The following is a 22149-nucleotide window of genomic DNA, read 5'->3' as shown; positions in this document are numbered from 1 at the left end:
TATTAAAAATAGTGACGAAGTACCGTCAATGGCGTTTCTACAGCGCATCTACAGACTATCACTTATGAAAACTGAAACTAACAAAAACCTTGCCCAAGTAGCTGAATTACTTATTAAAAATAAACTGACCATTGCATTTGCGGAAAGCTGTACCGCCGGACTTTTGCAGAATATTTTCTCCCTTGCCGAAGATGCCATGACCATCTTCCAGGGCGGGATGACCGTCTATAATTCGGGGCAGAAAGCAAAGCATTTATACATAAATCCGGTATTTGCAGAGCAGTGCAATTCGGTTTCTAATGAAATTGCCGAAAAGATGGCGTTTGAAATCGCTAAAAAATTCAACGCTGAAATGGGCGTAGCTATTACGGGATATGCGCAGCCGGTTCCCGAGGATGGGATAGAACGGTCATTTGCGTACATCGCGGTAACCCTGCATGGGAAAACCGTTCTTTCAAAAAAAATCTATGGCAAGGAAAACTTAGGGCTCGCCGCGAACCAACAGATCTATGCAGACAAGATCCTGCTCGAACTCATCAACTTGCTCGGCAAATAACAATAGAAGCAGAAAGGATTTTGTATTTTTGCACCGATGCAAAATTACGCAATGAACCAAAAGGCGCAGGTCGAGGGACTTTCTAAACTAAGTGATTATATTAAAGCTTTCCTGACGAAAGAAGAACACGAATATTCTGACGACGACGGGCTTTTCTACGCGACGCTGAAGCGTTCAGAAATCGAAAATCCCTGGTTTACGATCGAAAACCAAAGATATGCACTGCAAGAATGGGCAGAACAGCTCACGACTGAGAATCTTGAAAACTGGCTCAATCAATACCGAGTTACCAATAATCCGAAGAAAGTAGGGCTGATTTTAGCCGGAAACATTCCGATGGTTGGCTTTCATGATGTGGTTTCGGTTATCCTGAGCGGTCACATCCCAATGATTAAATTTTCATCCAAAGACATTCGCCTGCTCCCGTTTTTACTAAATAAATGGGATGAATTTTCGGGCGGGAATATCATATTTGAAGTTGCTGAACGTCTTGCGGGTTTTGATGCCGTAATTGCCACCGGAAGCAATAATACCGCACGCTATCTGGAATATTACTTTAAGGATCAGTTGAGCATTATCCGCAAAAACAGGACTTCCGTCGCCGTATTGCGCGGCGATGAGAGCGAGGCCGAACTGGAACTACTTGCTGAAGATATTTTCCGCTATTTCGGGTTGGGCTGCAGAAACGTGACGCGCCTCTTTTTGCCCGCAGATTTCCTGATTGACCGGCTATTTGAGAGTTTTATCAGCTTTAAAGATGTCATTAATCACAACAAATACGCGAACAACTATGAGTATAACCGCGCTATTTACCTGCTTAATCAGGAAAAATTCTGGGACAACAATTTTGTAATGCTGAAAGAGGACGAAAATCTGTTCTCACCGCTTTCTGTAATTAATGTTTCACGTTATTACGACATTGCGGAAGTCGAAAAATTCCTGGCAGAAAATTCAGAAAACATCCAAACCGTTGTTGCAAAACCCAAACTTGGTCTTGCATCGATCAATTTTGGTGAAACCCAGCATCCGTCGCTCTCTACGTATGCAGATCACGTGGACACGATGCGCTTCCTCGAGGTGATTTAGTTTCCGGAATTTTAAAGTTTATTAATCTGCGGATTCAAATAGGTGGTGAAAATCATGATGCTGTCACCAAACTTTTGTTCTATCAGTTCTGAAATATTCAGCAGTTCGATTTCGACGAAGTCTTTGCGCTTTTCTGCACTGTCGAATATCAGCAGGAGGTTCGTATTGTGACCTTCGTTGATCATTTCGCTTTCCACATCAGACAGCATATATCTTTCCACGTCCATCAGATTTGCAATCATTTCGGGCAGTACGTTTTTCGAATACTCCTGCCAGGCTTCCAGCTGGTCCAGAGGGGAATGAAAGGTCACACTTAGAATGCTCATCGCTATGCTTTTTTGTAAGTTTTGTACTTAATTATAGGCGCAAAAATCGGTAATTTTTTCGTAAATTAGCACGTTCTAAATTTTAAAGTAAATAGAGCGGCAGATGGCCACCATAAAGGTCTGGCTGTCATTATATTAATAAAAATTATGCAAAAAGAAGGAGAAAGGTTAATTCCCATCAATATTGTTGATGAAATGAAGTCCTCTTACATCGATTATTCGATGTCGGTAATTGTATCCAGAGCGTTGCCCGATGTAAGAGACGGTCTGAAACCGGTTCACAGAAGGGTTTTGTACGGTATGTACGGGCTCGGCGTTTTTTCCAACCGAAAACATCTTAAGTCTGCCAGAATCGTAGGAGACGTTTTGGGTAAATATCACCCGCACGGCGATTCCTCGGTTTATGATGCCATGGTACGTATGGCCCAGCCGTGGAGCTTGCGTTATCCGCAAGTTGACGGGCAGGGTAACTTCGGTTCAATGGACGGTGATCCGCCTGCAGCGATGCGATATACTGAAGCCAAGCTTAAAAAGATTTCGGATGAGATCCTCGCAGATTTGGATAAGGATACCGTTGATTTCCAGAATAACTTTGATGATTCACTCACGGAACCTACCGTAATGCCGACGAAGATCCCAAATCTTTTGGTAAACGGAACCTCGGGTATTGCAGTGGGGATGGCGACCAATATGGCGCCGCACAACCTTTCGGAAAGTATAGATGCCATCGTCGCATATATCGATAATAATGAGATCACGATAGATGAGCTGATGAAGCACATCATCGCGCCCGATTTCCCTACTGGGGGGATCATTTATGGGTATGATGGGGTACGTGACGCTTTCCATACAGGCCGAGGCAGAATCGTGCTTCGCGCGAAAATAAACTTTGAAGAGGTTGGCAACCGAAATGCAATCATCGTGACTGAGATTCCATATCAGGTCAACAAAGCCGAGATGATCGCGCGCACCGCTGAACTCGTAAAAGAGGAAAAAATTCCGGGCATCTACGAAATTCGTGACGAATCTGACCGTCAGGGTCTTAGAATTGTCTACGAACTTAAAAACGATGCGATTCCGAATGTGGTGCTTAATATGCTTTATAAGTACACTTCGCTTCAGACGTCTTTCAGTGTAAACAATATCGCACTGGTAAAAGGCCGTCCGGAACAGCTTAACCTTAAAGATATCATCCATCATTTTGTAGATCACCGACATGAAGTAGTGATCCGCAGAACGGAATATGAGCTGAAGAAAGCCAGAGAACGCGCCCATATCCTTGAAGGTTTCATGAAAGTGATCGGAACGCAGGATGACCTTGATAAGGCGATCCACATCATCCGTCACAGTACGAATCCCGCAGAGGCGAAAGAGGGCTTGATGAAGGAATTCGAACTGTCAGAAGTTCAGGCACAGGCAATCCTTGATCTAAGACTTGCGCGTCTTACGGGTATGGAACTCGATAAGATCCGCGCTGAGTATGAAGAGATCATGAATTATATTAATGATTTGGAAGACATCCTCGCAAAAGTAGAGCGTCGCTTTGAAATCATTAAAAATGAAATGCTGGAGATGAAAGATAAGTACGGTGACGACCGCCGTTCTGAAATCGATTATTCCGGTGGTGAGATGTCAATTGAGGACCTTATTCCGGATGAAAAGGTAGTTCTTACCATTTCGCATGCAGGTTATATCAAACGTACGTCACTTTCAGAATATAAGGTTCAGAGCCGTGGGGGAGTAGGAAACCGCGCCGCGACAACACGTGACGAAGATTTCCTCGAGTATATCGTAGCTGCTACGAATCACCAGTACATGCTTTTCTTTACTGAAAAAGGAAAATGTTACTGGCTGCGTGTATTTGAAATTCCGGAAGGATCTAAAACTTCAAAAGGACGCGCCGTACAGAATCTCATCAATATCGAGCCTGATGACAAGATCAAAGCATACATCAGAACAGATGATTTGAAAAATACCGAGTATGTAAACCGCATGAATGTGGTGATGATTACGAAGAACGGTACCATAAAGAAAACGTCGCTTGAAGCCTATTCCCGCCCAAGAACTAATGGTGTAAATGCGATCGAGATCCGTGAAGATGACCAACTGTTAGGGGCAAGACTTACGGAAGGTGATTCTGAAATCATGATTGCTACGAAAAATGGTAAATGTATCAGATTCCCTGAAGAGAAGGCTCGTGCCGTCGGCCGTGGTTCCATCGGTGTTCGGGGTATCTCACTTGAAGATAATGACGAAGTTATTGGTATGATAGTTGTCAATGACGTTGAAAATGAGACCGTTCTGGTAGTTTCCGAGAAAGGTTATGGCAAGCGTACAGCCGTTGAAGATTACCGGATCACCAATCGCGGTGGGAAAGGTGTGATTACGCTGAACATCACCGAAAAAACCGGTGAACTGATCGCGATTCAGAATGTGACTGATGAAGATGACCTGATGATCATCAATAAATCTGGTGTAGCCATTCGTATGAGCATGACCGAACTTCGCGTTATGGGTAGAAATACGCAGGGTGTAAAAGTGATCAACCTGAAAGGGAATGATTCTATTGCAGCCATCGCAAAAGTGGAAAAAGATGACGATGTAGAGGATGAAACGGAAGAAACTACCGATGAACTTCCTGCTTCCGTAAACAGTGACCTTCCCGAATTCAGCGAGACTCCAAAAACCGGAGATAATGCATTCACCAATTTAGGTGATGAAAAAACGCTGAAAAAAATCGAGGAAGATGAAGAAAAAGAAAACCGCGAATAAAAGGATGATGTAGACAGCGCGGATTAAGAATACTAATTTTTAATTTTACTTTAATGAGAAAAATATTTTTAAGCATTGCATTGGTTTCTACAGCCTTTGCATTCGCACAGAAAAAAGAAGTTGCTGCAGCTGTGAAGGCTGTAGATGCCGGTGACCTGGCAGCGGCGCAGTCGCAGATTTCTGCTGCAGAATCTGTGATAGGCGACAAAACTTATTTGCTGGAGCCTGCACTTTTAGAACAGTACTATTATGCTAAAGGTTTGTCTTTGCTCAAAGCCGGAAAAAATTCTGAAGGCGCAGCTTATTTAGCTAAAATGAGCGATTTGGGTAAAAATAAGATTTACACAGGTCGTGACAGTTCGAAAAACCGCGTCTATTTTGTTGGTAAAGCTGAAGCTGATAAATCCGGTATCCAGGGTTTGAAAGAAGAAACTTACACCCCTACATTAAGTTCGAAAATCGGAAATACAATCAATCCGATGATCGAGAAAGCCAATAAAACAGCGATGGATGCATATTCGGCAAAGAATTATGCTACTGCCGCTCCGAAGTTCAAAGAAGTATACGATTTACTCAAAGCAGGTGGACAGGATAACAAGCAATATCTGTATTATTCAGCGCTTAATTATGCATTAGCTGACAAGAAAACGGAAGCGATCGATATTTACAGCGATCTTATCCAATCTGGCTTTACAGGTGTTCAGACAACTTACTCTGCGACAAATAAGAAAACAGGTGAGTTGGAACCAATGGATAAAGTAACCTGGGATCTCAACAAAAAACTGGGTGCGACGTCAGAATATTCTGATTTTAAAACCCAAACATCGCCAAGTATCGAACTGGAGCTGTATGAGACCAATGCTGCACTTCTAGTGGAGGCTGGCAGAACCGACGAGGCTTTGAAACTGATCGAAGCAGGGATTAAAAAGTTCCCGTCTAGCGCAAAACTCACAGAACTTCAGGGAACGGCTTATTACAAATCCGGTAAGATGGATGAGTTTGTAGCCAACTTGAAAGTCCTGACTCAAAAAAGTCCGAACGATGCAAACAACTGGTATAACCTCGGTGTCCTTCAAAGTAAAGACCCTGCTACAACAGCTGATGCGGAAGCATCTTACAAGAGAGCTGTTGAGTTAAAACCAGATTTTGCGCAGGCTTGGCAAAACCTTACATACCTTACGATGGGTGATGATGCGAAAGCTATCGATGATTACAATGCTGCCCGCAAAGCCGGTAAAACCGAGCAGGCAAACAAAATTATCGAAGCCAGACGTGCACGCCTTGCTGCCGCGCTGCCTTATGCTGAAAAATGGTACGAGAACGACCAGCAAAGCCTTGATGCTGTAAGCTTGCTTAAAGGTTTGTACATGTCAAACAAAAAAGAAGCGAAATTCCAGGAATTCAAAGCAAAAGAAGCCGCAATGCAGGCTGCCGGAAAATAATTGGAATTCATATTTGACCAATACAGAAGCATCGGAAATATCCGGTGCTTTTTTTATTCTAAAACTACTGAGAAGCGATTTTTAGGTCTTTTAGGTTTTCTAAAATCCCATTTCTTCGTACATTCACATTAAAATATTTTAAATATGACTTCATCTGAAAAAATAGCGGCGCTGCGCCAGAAAATGCTTGAAAATAATGTTGATGCTTTCATTGTCTATTCTGCGGATCCGCACATGAGCGAATATTTACCTGATGAGTGGCAGGAGCGTTCGTGGCTTTCGGGTTTTACGGGTTCGGCAGGTTTCGTGGTTGTTACGCGGGAAAAAGCAGGTCTCTGGACAGATGGGCGCTATTTTGTACAGGCGCCGAAAGAACTTGAAGGTTCAGGGATCGTGCTGATGAAAGAAGGTGAGGAGTCTACACCGAATTATATTGATTGGATCATTTCGCAAACGCCCGAAAATGGTAAAGTCGCCGTAAACGCACTCGCCACATCCAACACCAACTGGGAAACTTTGGAGCAAAAACTGGCTGCAAAAAATATTACGCTGGTAGATCTGCCTTTGCTTAAAGAAGTATGGCTCGAAAGATCCCAAAATAAGAAGAAAAACCCTGTATTCGTACATCCTGTTGAGCGAGCGGGCAAATCTGTGAAGGAAAAACTCAGTGACATACGTTCGAAAATGAAAGAAAAGAACGCTTCGCTTCATATCATTTCAAGTCTTGATGATGTGGCGTGGACACTGAATCTGCGCGGCAGCGATGTACAGTCGAATCCGGTTTTTTTAGGCTATATCGTTCTTTCGATGGATGATGCTGTCTTATTCATTGATCAGGAAAAACTTGATGATGACGCAATTCAGCAAATGCAGGAATCATCGGTAAAAGTGATGGATTATGATGCATTTTTCGGTTATTTGAATGAAATAAAAGAGCAAAAGATTCTTATTTCACCTAACAGCAACCAGTCGATTTTCGAAGCGTTGAAAAACAACAATACTTTCATTAAAGCTCCGGTTCCGGGCAATCTGATGAAAGCCATTAAAAATGAGACCGAACTCGAAGGTTTCCGCACGGTGATGCAGCGTGACGGCGTGGCTATGGTGAAATTCCTGTATTGGCTTACCCACACAGCCGGAAAAGAAGCCATGAATGAGTATTCCATCGGTGAAAAACTCCGCGGTTTCCGTGCTGAAGGTCAAAATTTCGTCGGCGAAAGTTTCGGCAGTATTGTCGGCTTTAAAGAAAACGGCGCCATCATGCACTATTCGGCACCGAAAGAGGGCAGCAAAGAGGTTACTAATGAAGACACGATTCTGGTTGATTCTGGCGGACAGTACCTTGAGGGAACCACCGATATCACGCGAACATTTGCACTCGGAACTGCTTCTGACGAATTTAAGCGAAATTCAACATTAGCTTTAAAAGGTTTGATCCAGTTGTCCATGGTTAAATTCCCGAAAGGTACGCGCGGCGTTCAACTTGATGCTTTTGCGCGTCTCGCGCTGTGGATGGAGGGGAAAGACTATAATCACGGTACCGGACACGGCGTGGGCAGTTTTATGAATGTACATGAAGGCCCGCAAAACATCCGAAAAGACATGAATTTTCAGGATTTAATCCCTGGAATGGTGCTGTCTAATGAACCCGGATTTTACCTCGAAAATCATTACGGCATACGTCATGAAAATTTGATCGCAGTCCAGGAAGTTGAAAAAACCGATTTCGGAACTTTCTATGCGTTCGAAACTCTGACGGTTTGTCCGTTTGACCGCAACGTAATCGAAGTAGATTTGCTTACGAAACCTGAAAAAATGTGGTTGAACGAATACCACGATTGGTGCCGTGAGAAACTTGAAAAAGATTTGGAAGGAGAAGTGAAAACCTGGTTCCTTGAACAGGTGAAACCACTGTAAATATTTTGATTAAACAGGAGCGGCTGCATATTGATTTGCAGCCGCTTCTTTATTTCATCAGGTCTAGTCCGTCGTGTGAAAGTACCAGACTTTCCGTAGCCAAATGGCTGTCGCCGGACATCAGCACTGGCCCGATATAGCGTGAGGGAAAAGCATTTCGCAGGCGCCACGTCATCACGGGCTGATGTTGGTAATCGAGCAATCGGATGGTGACGTCGCGCCGTTCCACATTACCGAAGCTGTTTGTCCTGATCCAGTCGTAGAACTGCTGGTCACCCTGCACGATATTCCGTTTGAGTACTACATCGGCGAACTTTGTGAGGCCTGGAATCTTTAATTCTGAATTTTCCGGCGAACTTCCATTTCGCATATTTACGACATCAATGTAAATTTCGAGGCCGCTGATTTCAGTGAATTCGACGCGGTTGCCACCCCATTCAGCAAGGAAGTGATAGCGGTTGATTGTTTTTAGAGGAGCCATGGTATTAGTTTTGGTTGAATTTTTTTACTGAAGATAATTCTCCACCAGCGCCACCCAGTAGCGCGCGCCCAGTGGCAGCAATTGCTGGTCAAAAACATACTGTGGATGATGTACCATATAGGTGTCACCGTTCCCGACCATGCAGTAGTTTCCTTTTTTCTTTTCAAGCATAAAGGCGAAATCTTCACTTCCCATGTACGGATGCGCATCTGTAATCACATTTTCTGCGCCAAAAGTCTTTTTCGCCACTTCGGCAGCCCAATGCGTTTCTTCCTCAGCATTTACCAGCACAGTTCCGGGAATACCTTCGCGGATTTCCACTTCACAGTTAAAAGATTCGGCCTGGGCTTTTGTGATCTTCCTCACCTTATCAAGCACCATTTTACGGTCTTGTGGATCCATATTTCGTATACTTAGCCGAAGCACAGCCTTCTGCGGAACGGCATTACCGGCAATTCCCGCTTGAAAGGAGCCGACATTCACTACGGAATTATGCCAGGGCGAAAGATTTCTGGAAACGATGGTTTGAAGCGCCAACACGAGCGATGAACCACACACGATCGGGTCAATACCGAGTTCAGGCATCGAGCCGTGGCTGCCTTTCCCCGTAATCTCGATTTCCCAGTTGTCTACCGCAGCCATGAATTTTCCTGTGTTGAAATAGAATTTACCCAGCTCCAATCCGGGCATGTTGTGCATCCCGAATACCGCGTCCACGGGAAAGCTTTCGAAAAGCCCGTCCGCAATCATGGCGGGCGCACCCTCCATTGTTTCTTCACCGGGCTGAAAGATAAGGCGTACGGTACCGCTGAAATTTTTAGTTTCGGCTAAATATTTGGCTGCTCCTAAAAGCATGGTCGTGTGCCCGTCGTGTCCGCAAAGATGCGCTTTACCCGGGATGGTGCTTTTATAAGGCAATTCATTGGTTTCCTCGATTGGGAGCGCGTCAAAATCTGCCCGTAATCCAATTGATTTTGATCCATTACCCACTGTCATTGAAGCTACGATCCCGGTTTTCCCGATGCCTTCAGCAATCTCCCAACCACCGATTTCGCGAAGTCTTTCGACAATAAATTTTGATGTATTGGTTTCAGTCATCGCCAGTTCAGGTGTCTGGTGCATGTGGTTCATCCATGAGGTAAGCATTTCTTTTCCCTCTTTTATTCTGTCTAAAACAGCTGTTTCCATTTTATTGATTTTAAATATTTTAATTAATTGTTATTGGTTTTCACATGTTTTGGAACGGTCATCAGGATTGATATAATGGCCAGAATTACCATCAATAAATTAAGTCCCAAAGCAACCAATGCGCCCTGCCGAAGTGCCAGATTATGCTGGCGTCCAGCGAAGTTAATCAATCCGTCCATCCATTCGATAGGGCCGGTTTGGCCACTTAAAGCCGTAAATACGGCGGCAGAGACAGCCACGCCTAAGGCCACGCCAAGTGAGGAAGCCATTTTATAAATCCCGGAACCTGCACCTGCCTGGTCATCAGGAAGGTTAGAAAGAGCAGCATCTGTCGAGGGTGTTGCGTAGAAGGCCAGACCAAGGCCAAAAAGGGTGTAGGCGATGATCGCCAGAATCTTATAGGTCTCCGTCATAACCTGTGTCTGCATCAGCAAAATGATTGATAATCCGACAATCAAGGAACCCCAAATCATAGGTTTGCGTGCCCCAAATTTCTGCAGAAGCTTTTCGCCAACACGTATGAACGCTACTATTGCGATCGCGTATCCCAATGTCAGCAAGCCAGATTCCTGGGAGCTTAATCCCGCGCCGAGCTGTACAAGCGAAAGCGAAACAATCAGGATGCCGGCTGTGGCGTTAAGCAGGAAATTTGATTTGGTGGCGCCGGTGTAAATTGAATTCTTAAATAATTTAAAATCTACAAATGCATTACCGTTACCGCTTTCAATTTTGTAGAAAATCAAACCAAAAATCACGAAACCAGATAGAAGACCTAGCGATAACAGGCTTGTCCAGCCAAAATCACTTCCCTTGCTAAGCAAAATCTGCAGCGCGATGATGGAAATCATAAATGTAATGATGCCTGCAAGATCAAATTTATAGCCGGGTTTGGGTTCGCCTTTACTTTCGGGCGTACCTTTTACCATTAAAAATCCAATTATAGAAATCACTACTGTGGCCCAGAAAATATAGCGCCAGCCAAGGTTAGAGGCAACCAATCCGCCAAATAATGCACAGAAGCCTGAACCTCCCCACGAACCAATTGACCATAAGCTCACTGCCCGTTGTCTTGCCGCGCCGTCCCAGTACGCTTTCACGAGGGCTAAACTCGCCGGCATAATCGCTGCGCCCGAAAGACCCTGGAAGATCCTTCCGGTCATCAGAACCGGAGTTGCCAAAGAACCTGCAGGCGTGAGTGCCACCAGTGCTGAACCGATAATACTGAAAATAAAACCGATCTGGATCATCTTGACGCGTCCGACGCGGTCTGCCAAACCGCCGAATACAACGATAAAGATCCCGGAAAATAATGAAGTGATGGAGACCGCGATGTTCATTGCGTTTTGTTCCATTCCGAGGTCTTTTGCCATCCCGACGTTAATGTTGAGCGTTGTTTGCGCAAAAAGCCAGAATGCCAGGACGCCGAGTATAATGCCGTACAGCAGGCGGTCATTACCGCGGAAGGTGTGAACTTGACTTGAATTTTCCATGCTAGTTTAGTTTAAAGTCTTATTTAAATTTACCACCGTTCTCAGGTGTTTTATTGCGGGCCGTGAGCGCTGACAGCACCTGAAAGCTCAGCCGATTGTATTGAGACAGAGATTTGTTCTGAGAATTTTTGCGCGGCTCGTCTGATCGCCATTCCGCCGAAAACCACAACGAGAATTTCTGAAAAAGTGCAACTGGGGACACCGCAATATTTATTGAGCTGGCACCGATACCGAGATCTCGGTTCACGAGCGGCGCAATATTGAGAATCGAATTGACGAAAAGGTAGAACGTTAGCACTGCCTGAATGAAACCGGTAAGTATCCGGTCGGTGCCCTGTATTGGATTTTCCATAAAATTCAGATTTTGATGAGAGGCTGTAAACTGCTCAATGCCAATATGAAATTACGTCTTTTAGTGTAAATCGGAAGTGGTGGATTTAATTATTTATATAAAAATTAACAATATCTTAAGCTAAGAATGATATAAGTTGATTCCTGAACGGTCTCACGAAAACCTACCGTTGGGTTTCGGCGGTTCGTAGTCTCTTTTCCTTAAAACTTTAAACTACTCAAACCAAATCCGTAAATTTGCGGTATGAAGCAAGACACGATTTGTGCGATCGCGACAGCGAACGGTATGGGCGCACTCGGCATCATCAGGCTTTCGGGCGATGACGCGGTGGAAATAACTAACAGGGTTTTCGAAGGTAAAAATCTCGCGAAAGTGAAGTCGCACACCGTTCACTACGGATTTATAAAAGACGGCAATGAAAGCATTGATGAAGTAATGGTTACGGTCTTTTTGGCGCCGAAAACGTTTACCACCGAAAATTCCGTTGAGATTTCCTACCACGGCTCTCCTTTTATCGGTAAAAAGATCCTCGAAGTTTTGCTGAAAAACGGCGCACGCATGGCCAAAGCAGGCGAATTCACCATGCGCGCATTCATGAACGGACGGATTGACCTAAGCCAAGCCGAATCTATTGCAGACCTTATTGCGTCTGAAAACGAAGCTTCGCGAAAAGTCGCTCTCAAACAGCTTAAGGGCGGCATCACGGATGAAATTTCCATTTTGAGAACTGATTTGCTGAATTTTGTGTCGTTGGTAGAACTTGAACTGGATTTTGCCGAAGAAGACGTAGAATTTGCAGACCGCACGGCGCTGACGGCGCTGCTGAATAAAATCGAATTAAAACTAAAATCCCTGATTGAAAGTTTCACGTACGGAAATGCGCTCAAAAATGGGGTAGCGGTCGCCATTCTCGGGAAACCGAATGCGGGAAAATCTACGCTGCTGAACGCACTTTTAAATGAAGAACGCGCGATTGTAAGCGACATTGCCGGAACGACGCGGGACACGATCGAGGAAGTGATTCATATAAAAGGAAATGCGTTCAGACTTATTGACACGGCGGGTTTGCGTGAAACTACAGATGAAATCGAGAAAATTGGGGTAGAAAAGGCCAAAGAGAAATCTGACAAAGCTGATATCCTTATTTACTTAATGGATGCAGCTTCAACCGACATTTCTGAAGATATCGCGATGCTGAAAAGCCTGTTGCGTGATGATTTGGAGACCGTCATCTGCTTTACAAAAATGGACAAAAACTCGGCAGCCACACATTCATTTGAAGAGAAAATTAAAGCGGAAACCGGCCAGCAGAGCTTAAAATTCCTTGAAATTTCGGCTAAGGAAAATGTTAATCTGGACGAGCTTAAAAATTCACTTACTCACTTTGTCGAAAGCTTAAAAACTGACGAAAATGTGGTCATCACGAACCAGCGCCATTTCGAAGCTTTGCAGAAGTCGCTTCAGGCAGTAAAGGCAGTGGAGGATGCGGTTACAGAAAAAATTACAACTGAACTTCTTGCTTACGAATTGCGCAACGCACTGGAATACCTCGGCGAAATCTCCGGTGAATTCACCAATGATGAAGTGCTTGGAAATATTTTTTCGAAGTTCTGTATCGGAAAGTAAATCACCGTTCATCCTGTTCAGAATCTTCGGGAACGGCTTTTGCTGCGCATCCGAAAAAATTAAGATGTCACTCCAAAGATTTATCGATGCCCAAAACAATACCTACGCTGATGCACTTAACGAAATCAGCAACGGAAAGAAACAATCGCACTGGATGTGGTTTATATTTCCGCAACTGAAAGGTCTGGGCCGCAGTGAAACCGCAAATTATTATGGTATAAAGGATTTCAAGGAAGCACGTGATTTCTTACAACATCCCATCTTAGGCCAGCGGCTTAAAGAGATAACTTCTGCTCTGAACGGCCAGTCCGATAGTGATCCTCATTCTGTTTTCGGTAGTCCGGATGACCTCAAACTGCAATCGAGTCTTACGCTTTTTGCTCTTGCAGATGGAAGTGTTGAGTCGGTTTTCACAGATGCACTTGCAAAATTTTTTAACTCTGAACAAGACCAGCGCACCCTTGAAATTTTAAATTATAATCAGTCGGATCGGAGTTAATTGTTTAAATAAAGTATCAAGTCCAGGCAAAAACATGAGTGGAAATGGCTGCTTTATTTATCTTTACGATTGGTATGCAGCTAAGACCCATTCTACACAAAATCGCGCACTGGGAGACCTGGGACTGGCGTATAAAATACGTCCCGATTGTTCCCATATGGGTCTGGAACTGCTTCCGTGCGCGCTCCTGGTGGTTTTTCACACCATCAAATCCCAAACTTGAATTCGGCGGATTCGAAGGGGTGACCAAATTGTCGATTTATGAGCATTTGCCGCCCGCAACCTATCCAAAAACAGTAGGCGTGAAGGCGAATATTCCGTTCAGTGAGCTGGAACAGACAGTTTCCGAAACTTTTCAGTATCCGTTCGCTGTAAAACCCGATGTGGGCCGGATGGGTTTCATGTTCAGGATCATCAGCAACGCGGCACAGCTCAGATTGTATCATGAGGCGATGCTTGTAAACTATGTGGTGCAGGAATTTGTGACGTATCCGCTGGAGGTGAGTGTCTTCTATTATCGCTTTCCTAATGAGGCAAAAGGGACCATTACCGGTTTTGTTCGGAAAGAATTCCTTGATGTGGTAGGTGATGGCACTTCGACATTATATGAACTGATGACAGCGTGTCCGAAGTTACGCTTCAGGCTTCCAGAAATGCGGGCAAAACACGCAGACAGACTGCATTTTGTGTTACAAAATGGCGAACGCATCTGCATGAGCAATGCGCTGAACCTGAGTCGTGGATGCTCACTTAAAAGTCTTGATCAGGAGATTGATGCTCGTCTGGTCTCCATTTTTGATGAGATCAGTTCGTATTCCGACACCCTTTATTATGGCCGTTATGATATTAAATGTGCTTCGATCGAAGACTTAAAGCAGGGTAAAAATTTTTCAATCCTTGAATACAACGGATGCGGTGCCGAGCCTCATCACGTCTATGGAAATGGTAATACACTTTTCGAAGCCTGCCGCATCCTCGCGCGTCACTGGAACATTCTTTATCAAATTTCAAAAGAACACCGAAAACGTGGTGTGCGCTACTACCGGTTTAATCAAGGTTGGAAAACTATGCGGAACTGCAGAAAATATTTCCATGAGCTGAAAAAAATCGATGCCAATTTCCCGGAATTTTGATAACAGACCCCATTTCTGGGAGTTAATTCGTGCCAATTTTGGATTTCTTACGCCGGAAAAAATTCTTTATTTGATAATATTTATCAGCTATTGGTCGTGATTTGGCAGAATGTGAGTTCTGTCATTTGCATATTAATTAAAAATGGGTACTTTAGCTGCCCGTTATTTCACCCTGATCATCATACGCGGCGTTTTTCGGTTTTTAATGATAAATGAGCAAGGACAATTAGTCGAGATTCCCGCAGTATCGCCGCTATACAGCCAAACCATACCTGCAGATTTACCGCTGAAAGAGAAACTTTATGCCAGTGCTAAGCCTTACGCGTATTCGCTGTTTGATGGATTTTTGGTGGGAGCACATACCGGTTTCGGGAATTTCCGGCTTGGCCAGCGCAAAGGCATCAGCGTAGGTGGTAAAGATCAACCGCTTTATGTCATCGGCATTGATGAGCAGGAAAACCGTATTTTCGTAGGGGAGGGAAGCGGACATCCGGGTCTGTGGACTGAAGTGCTGGCTTTCGGGCCGTTAAATCCAGGCTTTGATGCTTTTAACAATATTCAAACGGATTCTCCACTGCAGGTATCGGTGTCGTCAAACTCCCTGCAAAAAGCAGTTCAGGCACAACTATATATTTTCCCGGACGTACTTTTTCTACAAGGCCAAACGTTATTTCCGCTGACAATGCGGGACGAAAATGTGACGGTTTTTTACCAAGATAAAATTTACACTTTAGACAAAAAATAAAAATTCAATGCATTATGAAGCTTAAATTATCCTTATTGGTAAGTTTGTTTTCATTCTTACTTCACGCCCAAAGCGCTCCCGCGTATTACAACTCAGTAAATTTTAGCAAAACAGGTAACGCCCTGAAAGGTGACCTGGCAACCCTCATCACCAACACGCACACTAAAGTAATTTCTTACAGTGAACTTCAGACTTTGATGAAAACCAGCGATGTGGATCCGGCCGTTCCGGGCAACCTGTTGCTGATCTACGGATCTCAGGCATCCGGCACGCACCAGAGAAGCCGTCCCGTAGGCGGTACATGGAACCGTGAACACGTGTATGCGAAATCTAAGGGAACTCCAAACCTCGGCACTTCAGGACCCGGAGCTGACGGACATCACCTGAGACCGGCCGATAACACCCTGAACAGCACCCGCGGAAGTCTTTTATTCGACGACGGAACAGGCGCTACGGCGTACAAAACATCACGTGGTGGTTGGTACCCAGGAAACGAATGGAAAGGAGATGTGGCTAGAATTCTTATGTACATGTACGTTCGTTACGGCGGCCGATGCCTTCCGCTTAACATTACGATGAATCCGAGTACCTACTCATCAGATTTTCCGGATATCCTACTTAAATGGAATGTGGAAGACCCTGTTTCAGCATTCGAAATCCAGCGCAACAATGTGGTAGCTGCGACACAGAAAAACAGAAATCCATTTATTGATAACCCATATCTTGCGACTGTAATCTGGGGTGGCCCACAGGCGCAGAACAACTGGCCTGATACTTTCAGCGGCGGTACGGAAGGCGACACAGAAGCGCCTACTGCACCTACCAACCTGGCGGTGACTGCGAAGACATCGAACAGTATTTCTCTGGCCTGGACGGCGTCTACAGACAACAATGCAGTAGGCAGCTACGAGGTTTATGCAGACAATGTGCTGAAAGCTACCGTTTTCAATCCGTTGACCACCGTTACAGGACTAAACCCTGCCACGACGTATACTTTCCACGTGATTGCTAAAGACAACAGCGGAAACCTCTCTGCCAGCAGCGCAACCGTTCAGGGCACTACAGAACCAGCTTCTACAGGCTCGGGCACGAGCTGTGGAACTGAGGATTTCGAAAACCTCCCAAGTGCGTCTTCATCTTATGCAGACAGAACCTGGAGCAGTAAATCGATCGTTTGGACCGCCACCAATGCACGTACAGACGGACAGATCAGTATTGACGGTGCAAGCCGCGCAATCTGCATCAGAAAAGGCAGCCTGAAGTCGAGCACTATTTCCGGCGGTATCAGTTCGCTTACTGTAAAGACCTATTTGCCGTTCAGCGATTCAGACGGAAGCTATACTCTGAAGATCAATGGTGTGGTAAAAGGACAGATTCCATATTCTAAAACTGCAAAATCCACTACCATCCAGAATATTGATGTAGAAGGTAACTTTACCATCGAGCTGGTTGATGACGTAACACAAAACCGTGTGTCGTTTGATGACCTTACCTGGTCTTGTTATGCGCCGTTAGGAACAGATTCTCAGGCCATCGCACCGAAGAAAATCACACTTTACCCCAACCCTGCAACCACTCAGGCTGTATTCATCAGCGGACTTAGCGGCACGGAAACAGTGAAGATCTACAACGCGGCTGGCCAGGTAGTACAGACTGTTGCTAATGTGACCAATAATACACAGATTTCACTTAAGAATCTTCCGAAAGGCTTGTATTTTGTAACCACAAAAACGCAATCAGCAAAATTGATTGTTAAGTAATCTAAATTTCATTTTATATATGCGCGGATCATTTATGGTCCGCGTTTTTTTTGATTTTAATTTTTTTAGAAGCAACACATTGGGTGCATCTTTCCACAGGCAGACCCGTCTTCTGCTGTATCCCCGCGCTCGGTTTACGCCTCGCGCGGGGGATGCCGCGTCAGCCGGGGCTATGAAGCTTGGTCGTTTATCCTTTCGAGAGGTTTTTAGTGTGTTTATTTCAAGCCTTCTCAGAAGCCACCAGACACATTTGGCAAAATAGTTGTAGCGCTAGCGTATTGATAATCAATTACGTTAACATTAAAAAATAAAAAAGATGAAAAAGTCACTTTTAGCAATTGTATGCGCTGTAGCTCTTACAGCCTGCAAAAAGAATGAAACCACTACCAACGAAATGTCAACAGACAGTCTGGAGATGAACATGCCGGCTGACACCGCAATGATTCAGGACAGCATGGCAGTTTCAGGTGATACAACGCAAAGCGGTACCTTAAATGATCAGGACAGAACCTTCGCGATGGAAGCCGCTAAAAGCGGGATGATGGAGGTGATGCACGGACAGTTGGCTGCCACCAACGGTAACAACGCGAAAGTGAAAAGTTTTGGTGAGATGATGGTCCGCGACCATACAAAAGCCAATGATGAACTGAAAAGCCTCGCAACCGCCGCCGGACTTACTCTGCCAACCACTCCGGACGCCTCACAGCAGCGAATGCACGACGATATGAAAGCTAAAACAGGTGCGGATTTCGACAGGGCTTTCGCGGAAATGATGGTTTCTGATCATCAGAAAGCCGTGGATCTCTTCAAAAAACAAGCTTCGCAGGGTAGTGATGCTGCACTGAAACAGTTTGCAGAAAAGACGCTTCCTACGCTTGAGCAGCATTTAACCCAATCAAAGGAACTGCGTGAAGCAGTGAAATAATTTTTACCTCCTTTATTGCACCGAAATCCTGCCACATCCGTCCGCAGGATTTTTTTTAATTCCGAAGAAAAACCTTAAAACTTAAGCATCTGCAACAGATTTTCCCCACTTTTTCAAATCCCATTTCTTTAGACTATTTTTGCTGCCATTAAAACTTACATTTCTCATTATGGAATTAATTCAAAGCATCCTCGATTTCTTCTTAAACCTCGACAAGCATCTGTTCACTATGATTGTAGATTACGGTTTGTGGATTTACCTCATCCTTTTCCTCATCATCTTCGTAGAAACCGGGCTTGTAGTGATGCCTTTCCTGCCGGGCGATTCTTTGCTTTTTGCCGCGGGTACTTTCTGTGCGGGTGTCGTCAGCGCGTCGGGTGATGTGGCCAGCCTCAATCTGTGGCTCGTTTTGGGACTGTTGTTTGTTGCGGCAGTATTGGGCGATTCTTTAAATTATTATTTGGGGAAAAATATCGGTTTGAAAATCCTCGGCTGGAAAATTGGTGAGAAGCAGCTCGTAAACCCAAAATATATCGCTCAAACCCAGGAATTCTACGAAAAGAATGGTCCTAAAACAATCATCATTGCGCGGTTTGTCCCGATAGTGAGAACATTTGCTCCTTTTGTGGCCGGAATTGGTTCGATGAATTATAAAACATTCATTAAATATAACGTGATCGGCGGTTTTGTATGGGTTTTCGGCCTTACATTGCTTGGTTATTTCTTCGGAAACATGCCGGTGGTGCAGGAAAATTTTGAGACCGTAATTATCGGTATCATCGTGATCTCCATATTGCCAATGATCTGGGAATTCATCAGTGCAAAAATTAAGAAAAACAAAGCAGAATAATCAGTTCTGAACATTATAAAAAATGCCGCGAAAAAGAACGCGGCATTTTTATTTAGACCGATTTATATATTATCAAATAAGCTATTTTAGCTAAGTTTGCGCCGGCAATTTATTTCAATTCCTTTTAATTTTAAACGTCCATACCATGATCGATAAGAATTTTTACCTTGAAAACCTTACGGCTTTTGATACACTGATCGAAACCGACAAAATCGAGGCTGAGAAAGCCATCTTTAAAGTATACTGCATCCTGCAGCGCGACAAATATTGGCTGAATCACGTTGCTACGCCCGAAGAAATAGGGGAGGAAGATGCTGAACTGCTTGATGAAGTAGAGACAGAACTGAATGACTTGGAAGAAGCGTACGGCTACAGGTTTGCTTATTTTCACCAACTTGTAATGGAAGAAATGCAGAAAACCGCCAATGGAAATCCTGCCGAAACCGATCTTAACGCCGCAGAAACCACAGAATTTGACAGCGGCTTAACTGATGATGAATTGGATGTGATGGGTGATGAGGATGAATTTTTGAGCACAGATGATTTCGATGAGGACGATTTCGAAGAAGATGACGACTATGAAGGTGAAAATTCAAACCAAATGGGAGATTTCAGCGATGAAGAACTCAATCTCGTGGTAGATTATGTGCTCAACAGTGCCAAGCAAAAGTTTGATTATGAGGAATTCCTAATGACCTACGCAGAAGCGACACCGGAATTTTTAGATGATCACGTCCTGTTGTATGTCATTGCGCGGAAAGCCTATGGTGAGCCCGAAGAGGACATCGCAGAGTCTTTGGAAGAAACCTTTGCAGCCAACGGACTTGACGCCACAAGGGACGAATTGGTGGATTTAATCGACACTTTCGGGAAAAAACTGAGCAAGGAAATCCTGGCTTTCGGCATTGCGATGGACAGTCTGCAGCACGGGACACATCCGGTGGACGTGGTGGCGCATATTTCGGACATCATTTAAAAATTTAAATTTGATCCATCAGCTGCACAGGAACTTTTTTGAGGTCCTGCAATATCTTGCGGAATTCGGTGATTTCAGTATGTTCCATATCTTTTTTAGCGATGATGATGGCGGATAAACTATTTTGATAGATCAGGAACCAGTCGCGCTTCTCAATGATTTTAAAGAGTTTCTCCCACTTCACTTCCATATAAAACGAATTGCCGCGAATCTGTATCTCATCGCGTAAAAGTTCCATTTCAAGCGGTTCGCAAATCTGAAAACTGGAATGATAGACCGTATAGATGGTGGTGAAAATCACGATCGGCTGCGCTACAAGGATCAGCACAAGTGTGATGTACTGATAGATAATGGGTTTGGGCAAATCCAGAATTCCTGCATAATAGAACGTAATCCACAAAATCAGCAGAACGGCCAGACCAAGAAGAAGTTTCAGCACCGGACGCTGGTAGGTAAGGCCAAACAGTAATCTCACATATTGCCGGAATGAAACCTGGGTTTTTATTGTCATCAAAATTGATTTTGAAATATTAACGCATAAAAAAAACAGCCTGAAATCAATAGTTTCAGGCTTCGTGGGATTGTACTAAATACTGTTTGAGGCCCTGTCCCCATCTGCGTCGCGATGGTTGTAGAAATGATGTTCAGAGAGAAAAGTGACGAGTGCCGCATCTACCATCGCCTTGTTCATCATATAGAAATTCTCGGGGTCATCATAGTTTTCACCCGTATTGTTACGGTCAAGTATCACCCAAATTGTATATTCCTTTCCCTGAATTTCAAAAAAGATCTCGCGTTTCACAGTCTCTGCTTCAGATCTTGTTTCGCCAAGACGGAGCAGATTGATCTCGTTTTCCTGAATCTCGATTTTCATAATAGTATTATTTAATGTTTATTTAATTTTTAAATTCATCTGGGCTTCTCTGTTTCCAGAATTTTCATTACGATTTTTTCCTCTTTCGTTAATCCGGCTTTGCCGTCATCAACTTCAATCGCGTCGAGTTCATCCAGATATTTCCGGATCGAATTATTTTCGTAAAGATTGATGACCAGTGGATGTACATAATATTTCCGGCAAACGGTTGGCGTATTACCAAGGTTTTCAGCCACCATTTCCAATGCCTTTTTTACTTTGGATTTGTAGGTACTGTCATTTTCTGCGGCCTCTATTTCTTTAAAAGCGATCAGCGCGTTCACCGTTCCCGACCAGGTTCTGAAATCTTTTGCCGTAAAATCTTCACCGCTGATCTCCTTAATATATTCATTCACCATTCCGGAATCTATCGGATGCCGTTTTCCTTCGTCGTCATAATACTGGAAAAGCTCTTTCCCGGGAATGTCTTTACAGTTTTGAACGGCTTTTGCGAGCTTTCTGTTCCTCAAATCTATATCGTGATAGATTCCTTTTTTTCCTTTGAATGAAAAATGGATCTTCTGTCCGCTAATCTCCACATGTTTGTCCTTCAGCGTGGTGATCCCGAATGACCCGTACAGCTTTTCATACACACTGTTGCCGATCCTGATATTCGTCCTCTCCATCAAGCTTACCACCACGGCCAGTACTTTTCTTTTTTCTAAAGTTTTAAGCGAAAGGTCTTTTTCCAAATTCAGCCTGATGTTTGGCAGTGCATATCCAAAATGCACCATCCGGTAGAATTTAGTATGGTTTCTCAATGCATTCCAAACCGGATGGTAGCGGTATTGCTTCCGTTTTTTGGCATCAAGTCCGGTAGCCTGCAGGTGACCGTTTTGTAAGCCGCAAATCCAAACATTTTCCCATGCCGGCGGAATAGCCAGTTTATTGATCCGGCTTATTTCTTCCTTGTCTTTTATTCTTTCACCATCCATGAAGTAAGCGTACTTCTTGCCGCTTTTTTTTCGTACGATGCCCGCGCTGTCGCGGTCTGTGGTATAGACAAGACTCACGGCTTTCGCCGATTTCACCGGGTCTTTCATGATCTTCACGATTTTCGCCGGTGTAAGCGATTTTACAATTTCAGTTTCAGGGGTGTTCATTATTTTAAT

The 22149-nt window shown here is 44.2% G+C and carries 21 protein-coding genes; 13 read left to right on the top strand and 8 right to left on the bottom strand.

The features are described from left to right. The first annotated feature begins 64 nt into the window (after positions 1 to 64). Together QEP06_RS02310 and QEP06_RS02305 are read left to right on the top strand one after the other, a co-directional pair. Positions 65 to 556 (top strand): CinA family protein, encoded by a 492-nt coding sequence (locus QEP06_RS02310; RefSeq protein ID WP_251833252.1) that lies wholly within the window; start codon positions 65 to 67, stop codon positions 554 to 556. A 51-nt stretch (positions 557 to 607) separates the two neighbouring features. Next, complete coding sequence (locus QEP06_RS02305; RefSeq protein WP_285269365.1) at positions 608 to 1642, top strand: aldehyde dehydrogenase family protein; 1035 nt, start codon at positions 608 to 610, stop codon at positions 1640 to 1642. A gap of 11 nt (positions 1643 to 1653) precedes the next feature. On the opposite strand, the gene QEP06_RS02300 is transcribed toward QEP06_RS02305, so the two are convergent. Further along, positions 1654 to 1968 carry a DUF4286 family protein gene (locus QEP06_RS02300; RefSeq protein ID WP_285268901.1) on the bottom strand — a complete coding sequence of 105 codons (315 nt, stop codon included), beginning with the start codon at positions 1966 to 1968 and terminating at the stop codon, positions 1654 to 1656. 147 nt (positions 1969 to 2115) lie between these two features. On the opposite strand from QEP06_RS02300, the gene gyrA reads away from it, so the two are divergent. The 3 genes from gyrA (at position 2116) to QEP06_RS02285 (ending at position 8099) form a co-directional block, all read left to right on the top strand. Next, complete coding sequence (gene gyrA / locus QEP06_RS02295; RefSeq protein WP_285268900.1) at positions 2116 to 4740, top strand: DNA gyrase subunit A; 2625 nt, start codon at positions 2116 to 2118, stop codon at positions 4738 to 4740. Positions 4741 to 4793: 53 nt separating this feature from the next. Beyond that, positions 4794 to 6182, top strand: coding sequence for a tetratricopeptide repeat protein (locus QEP06_RS02290; protein ID WP_285268899.1), 1389 nt, complete (start codon positions 4794 to 4796; stop codon positions 6180 to 6182). A gap of 144 nt (positions 6183 to 6326) precedes the next feature. After that, complete coding sequence (locus QEP06_RS02285) at positions 6327 to 8099, top strand: aminopeptidase P family protein (protein ID WP_285268898.1); 1773 nt, start codon at positions 6327 to 6329, stop codon at positions 8097 to 8099. A gap of 49 nt (positions 8100 to 8148) precedes the next feature. On the opposite strand, the gene QEP06_RS02280 is transcribed toward QEP06_RS02285, so the two are convergent. The 4 genes from QEP06_RS02280 to QEP06_RS02265 are packed head-to-tail and all read right to left on the bottom strand — an operon-like array spanning position 8149 to position 11610. Further along, positions 8149 to 8580 carry a phage tail protein gene (locus QEP06_RS02280; protein WP_251833258.1) on the bottom strand — a complete coding sequence of 144 codons (432 nt, stop codon included), beginning with the start codon at positions 8578 to 8580 and terminating at the stop codon, positions 8149 to 8151. Between the two features lie 24 nt (positions 8581 to 8604). Next, positions 8605 to 9768, bottom strand: a complete 1164-nt coding sequence (locus tag QEP06_RS02275; RefSeq protein ID WP_285268897.1) for a M20 aminoacylase family protein — start codon at positions 9766 to 9768, stop codon at positions 8605 to 8607. 23 nt (positions 9769 to 9791) lie between these two features. Continuing rightward, entirely contained in the window at positions 9792 to 11258 is a 1467-nt protein-coding gene (locus tag QEP06_RS02270; RefSeq protein ID WP_285268896.1) for an MFS transporter, read from the bottom strand. Between the two features lie 19 nt (positions 11259 to 11277). After that, positions 11278 to 11610, bottom strand: coding sequence for a hypothetical protein (locus QEP06_RS02265; protein ID WP_285268895.1), 333 nt, complete (start codon positions 11608 to 11610; stop codon positions 11278 to 11280). Between the two features lie 243 nt (positions 11611 to 11853). Between QEP06_RS02265 and mnmE the strand changes: the two genes are divergently transcribed. The 8 genes from mnmE to QEP06_RS02225 all read left to right on the top strand — a co-directional run bounded on the left by mnmE (position 11854) and on the right by QEP06_RS02225 (position 20124). Beyond that, the gene (gene mnmE, locus QEP06_RS02260) at positions 11854 to 13236 is read left to right on the top strand and encodes a tRNA uridine-5-carboxymethylaminomethyl(34) synthesis GTPase MnmE (RefSeq protein ID WP_285268894.1); all 1383 of its coding nucleotides are present in this window, start codon (positions 11854 to 11856) and stop codon (positions 13234 to 13236) included. Between the two features lie 64 nt (positions 13237 to 13300). Continuing rightward, positions 13301 to 13735 carry a DUF1810 domain-containing protein gene (locus QEP06_RS02255; protein ID WP_285268893.1) on the top strand — a complete coding sequence of 145 codons (435 nt, stop codon included), beginning with the start codon at positions 13301 to 13303 and terminating at the stop codon, positions 13733 to 13735. Positions 13736 to 13779: 44 nt separating this feature from the next. Further along, the gene (locus tag QEP06_RS02250; protein WP_285268892.1) at positions 13780 to 14868 is read left to right on the top strand and encodes an ATP-grasp domain-containing protein; all 1089 of its coding nucleotides are present in this window, start codon (positions 13780 to 13782) and stop codon (positions 14866 to 14868) included. 142 nt (positions 14869 to 15010) lie between these two features. Beyond that, entirely contained in the window at positions 15011 to 15613 is a 603-nt protein-coding gene (locus tag QEP06_RS02245) for a tRNA methyl transferase PRC-barrel domain-containing protein (RefSeq protein ID WP_285268891.1), read from the top strand. Between the two features lie 14 nt (positions 15614 to 15627). After that, entirely contained in the window at positions 15628 to 17373 is a 1746-nt protein-coding gene (locus tag QEP06_RS02240) for an endonuclease (RefSeq protein ID WP_285268890.1), read from the top strand. Between the two features lie 316 nt (positions 17374 to 17689). Then, entirely contained in the window at positions 17690 to 18298 is a 609-nt protein-coding gene (locus QEP06_RS02235) for a DUF4142 domain-containing protein (protein ID WP_285268889.1), read from the top strand. 169 nt (positions 18299 to 18467) lie between these two features. Then, positions 18468 to 19148 (top strand): DedA family protein, encoded by a 681-nt coding sequence (locus tag QEP06_RS02230; RefSeq protein WP_285268888.1) that lies wholly within the window; start codon positions 18468 to 18470, stop codon positions 19146 to 19148. A gap of 145 nt (positions 19149 to 19293) precedes the next feature. Further along, positions 19294 to 20124: a hypothetical protein gene (locus QEP06_RS02225; protein ID WP_285268887.1), complete on the top strand. Its 831-nt coding sequence runs from the start codon at positions 19294 to 19296 to the stop codon at positions 20122 to 20124. Between the two features lie 4 nt (positions 20125 to 20128). Here the strand turns inward: QEP06_RS02225 and QEP06_RS02220 are convergent, their stop codons facing one another. The 3 genes from QEP06_RS02220 to QEP06_RS02210 form a co-directional block, all read right to left on the bottom strand. Continuing rightward, a complete protein-coding gene (locus QEP06_RS02220; protein ID WP_285268886.1) occupies positions 20129 to 20635 on the bottom strand; it encodes a YcxB family protein in 507 nt (168 codons plus the stop codon). Positions 20636 to 20710: 75 nt separating this feature from the next. Beyond that, positions 20711 to 20998 carry a hypothetical protein gene (locus tag QEP06_RS02215; protein ID WP_251833277.1) on the bottom strand — a complete coding sequence of 96 codons (288 nt, stop codon included), beginning with the start codon at positions 20996 to 20998 and terminating at the stop codon, positions 20711 to 20713. 35 nt (positions 20999 to 21033) lie between these two features. Next, positions 21034 to 22140, bottom strand: coding sequence for a DNA topoisomerase IB (locus tag QEP06_RS02210; protein WP_251833278.1), 1107 nt, complete (start codon positions 22138 to 22140; stop codon positions 21034 to 21036). Positions 22141 to 22149 lie beyond the last annotated feature (9 nt).

Source organism: Kaistella rhinocerotis (assembly GCF_030243905.1).
Lineage (GTDB): Bacteria > Bacteroidota > Bacteroidia > Flavobacteriales > Weeksellaceae > Kaistella > Kaistella rhinocerotis.
This window is presented reverse-complemented; position numbering and strand designations above follow the sequence as displayed.

Bases quoted from the DNA above. Each gene is read 5' to 3' on its own strand.
- QEP06_RS02310 (WP_251833252.1), top strand. From the start codon at position 65: ATGAAAACTGAAACTAACAAAAACCTTGCCCAAGTAGCTGAATTACTT.
- QEP06_RS02305 (WP_285269365.1), top strand. From the start codon at position 608: ATGAACCAAAAGGCGCAGGTCGAGGGACTTTCTAAACTAAGTGATTAT.
- QEP06_RS02300 (WP_285268901.1), bottom strand. From the start codon at position 1,968: ATGAGCATTCTAAGTGTGACCTTTCATTCCCCTCTGGACCAGCTGGAA.
- gyrA (WP_285268900.1), top strand. From the start codon at position 2,116: ATGCAAAAAGAAGGAGAAAGGTTAATTCCCATCAATATTGTTGATGAA.
- QEP06_RS02290 (WP_285268899.1), top strand. From the start codon at position 4,794: ATGAGAAAAATATTTTTAAGCATTGCATTGGTTTCTACAGCCTTTGCA.
- QEP06_RS02285 (WP_285268898.1), top strand. From the start codon at position 6,327: ATGACTTCATCTGAAAAAATAGCGGCGCTGCGCCAGAAAATGCTTGAA.
- QEP06_RS02280 (WP_251833258.1), bottom strand. From the start codon at position 8,580: ATGGCTCCTCTAAAAACAATCAACCGCTATCACTTCCTTGCTGAATGG.
- QEP06_RS02275 (WP_285268897.1), bottom strand. From the start codon at position 9,768: ATGGAAACAGCTGTTTTAGACAGAATAAAAGAGGGAAAAGAAATGCTT.
- QEP06_RS02270 (WP_285268896.1), bottom strand. From the start codon at position 11,258: ATGGAAAATTCAAGTCAAGTTCACACCTTCCGCGGTAATGACCGCCTG.
- QEP06_RS02265 (WP_285268895.1), bottom strand. From the start codon at position 11,610: ATGGAAAATCCAATACAGGGCACCGACCGGATACTTACCGGTTTCATT.
- mnmE (WP_285268894.1), top strand. From the start codon at position 11,854: ATGAAGCAAGACACGATTTGTGCGATCGCGACAGCGAACGGTATGGGC.
- QEP06_RS02255 (WP_285268893.1), top strand. From the start codon at position 13,301: ATGTCACTCCAAAGATTTATCGATGCCCAAAACAATACCTACGCTGAT.
- QEP06_RS02250 (WP_285268892.1), top strand. From the start codon at position 13,780: ATGGCTGCTTTATTTATCTTTACGATTGGTATGCAGCTAAGACCCATT.
- QEP06_RS02245 (WP_285268891.1), top strand. From the start codon at position 15,011: ATGGGTACTTTAGCTGCCCGTTATTTCACCCTGATCATCATACGCGGC.
- QEP06_RS02240 (WP_285268890.1), top strand. From the start codon at position 15,628: ATGAAGCTTAAATTATCCTTATTGGTAAGTTTGTTTTCATTCTTACTT.
- QEP06_RS02235 (WP_285268889.1), top strand. From the start codon at position 17,690: ATGAAAAAGTCACTTTTAGCAATTGTATGCGCTGTAGCTCTTACAGCC.
- QEP06_RS02230 (WP_285268888.1), top strand. From the start codon at position 18,468: ATGGAATTAATTCAAAGCATCCTCGATTTCTTCTTAAACCTCGACAAG.
- QEP06_RS02225 (WP_285268887.1), top strand. From the start codon at position 19,294: ATGATCGATAAGAATTTTTACCTTGAAAACCTTACGGCTTTTGATACA.
- QEP06_RS02220 (WP_285268886.1), bottom strand. From the start codon at position 20,635: ATGACAATAAAAACCCAGGTTTCATTCCGGCAATATGTGAGATTACTG.
- QEP06_RS02215 (WP_251833277.1), bottom strand. From the start codon at position 20,998: ATGAAAATCGAGATTCAGGAAAACGAGATCAATCTGCTCCGTCTTGGC.
- QEP06_RS02210 (WP_251833278.1), bottom strand. From the start codon at position 22,140: ATGAACACCCCTGAAACTGAAATTGTAAAATCGCTTACACCGGCGAAA.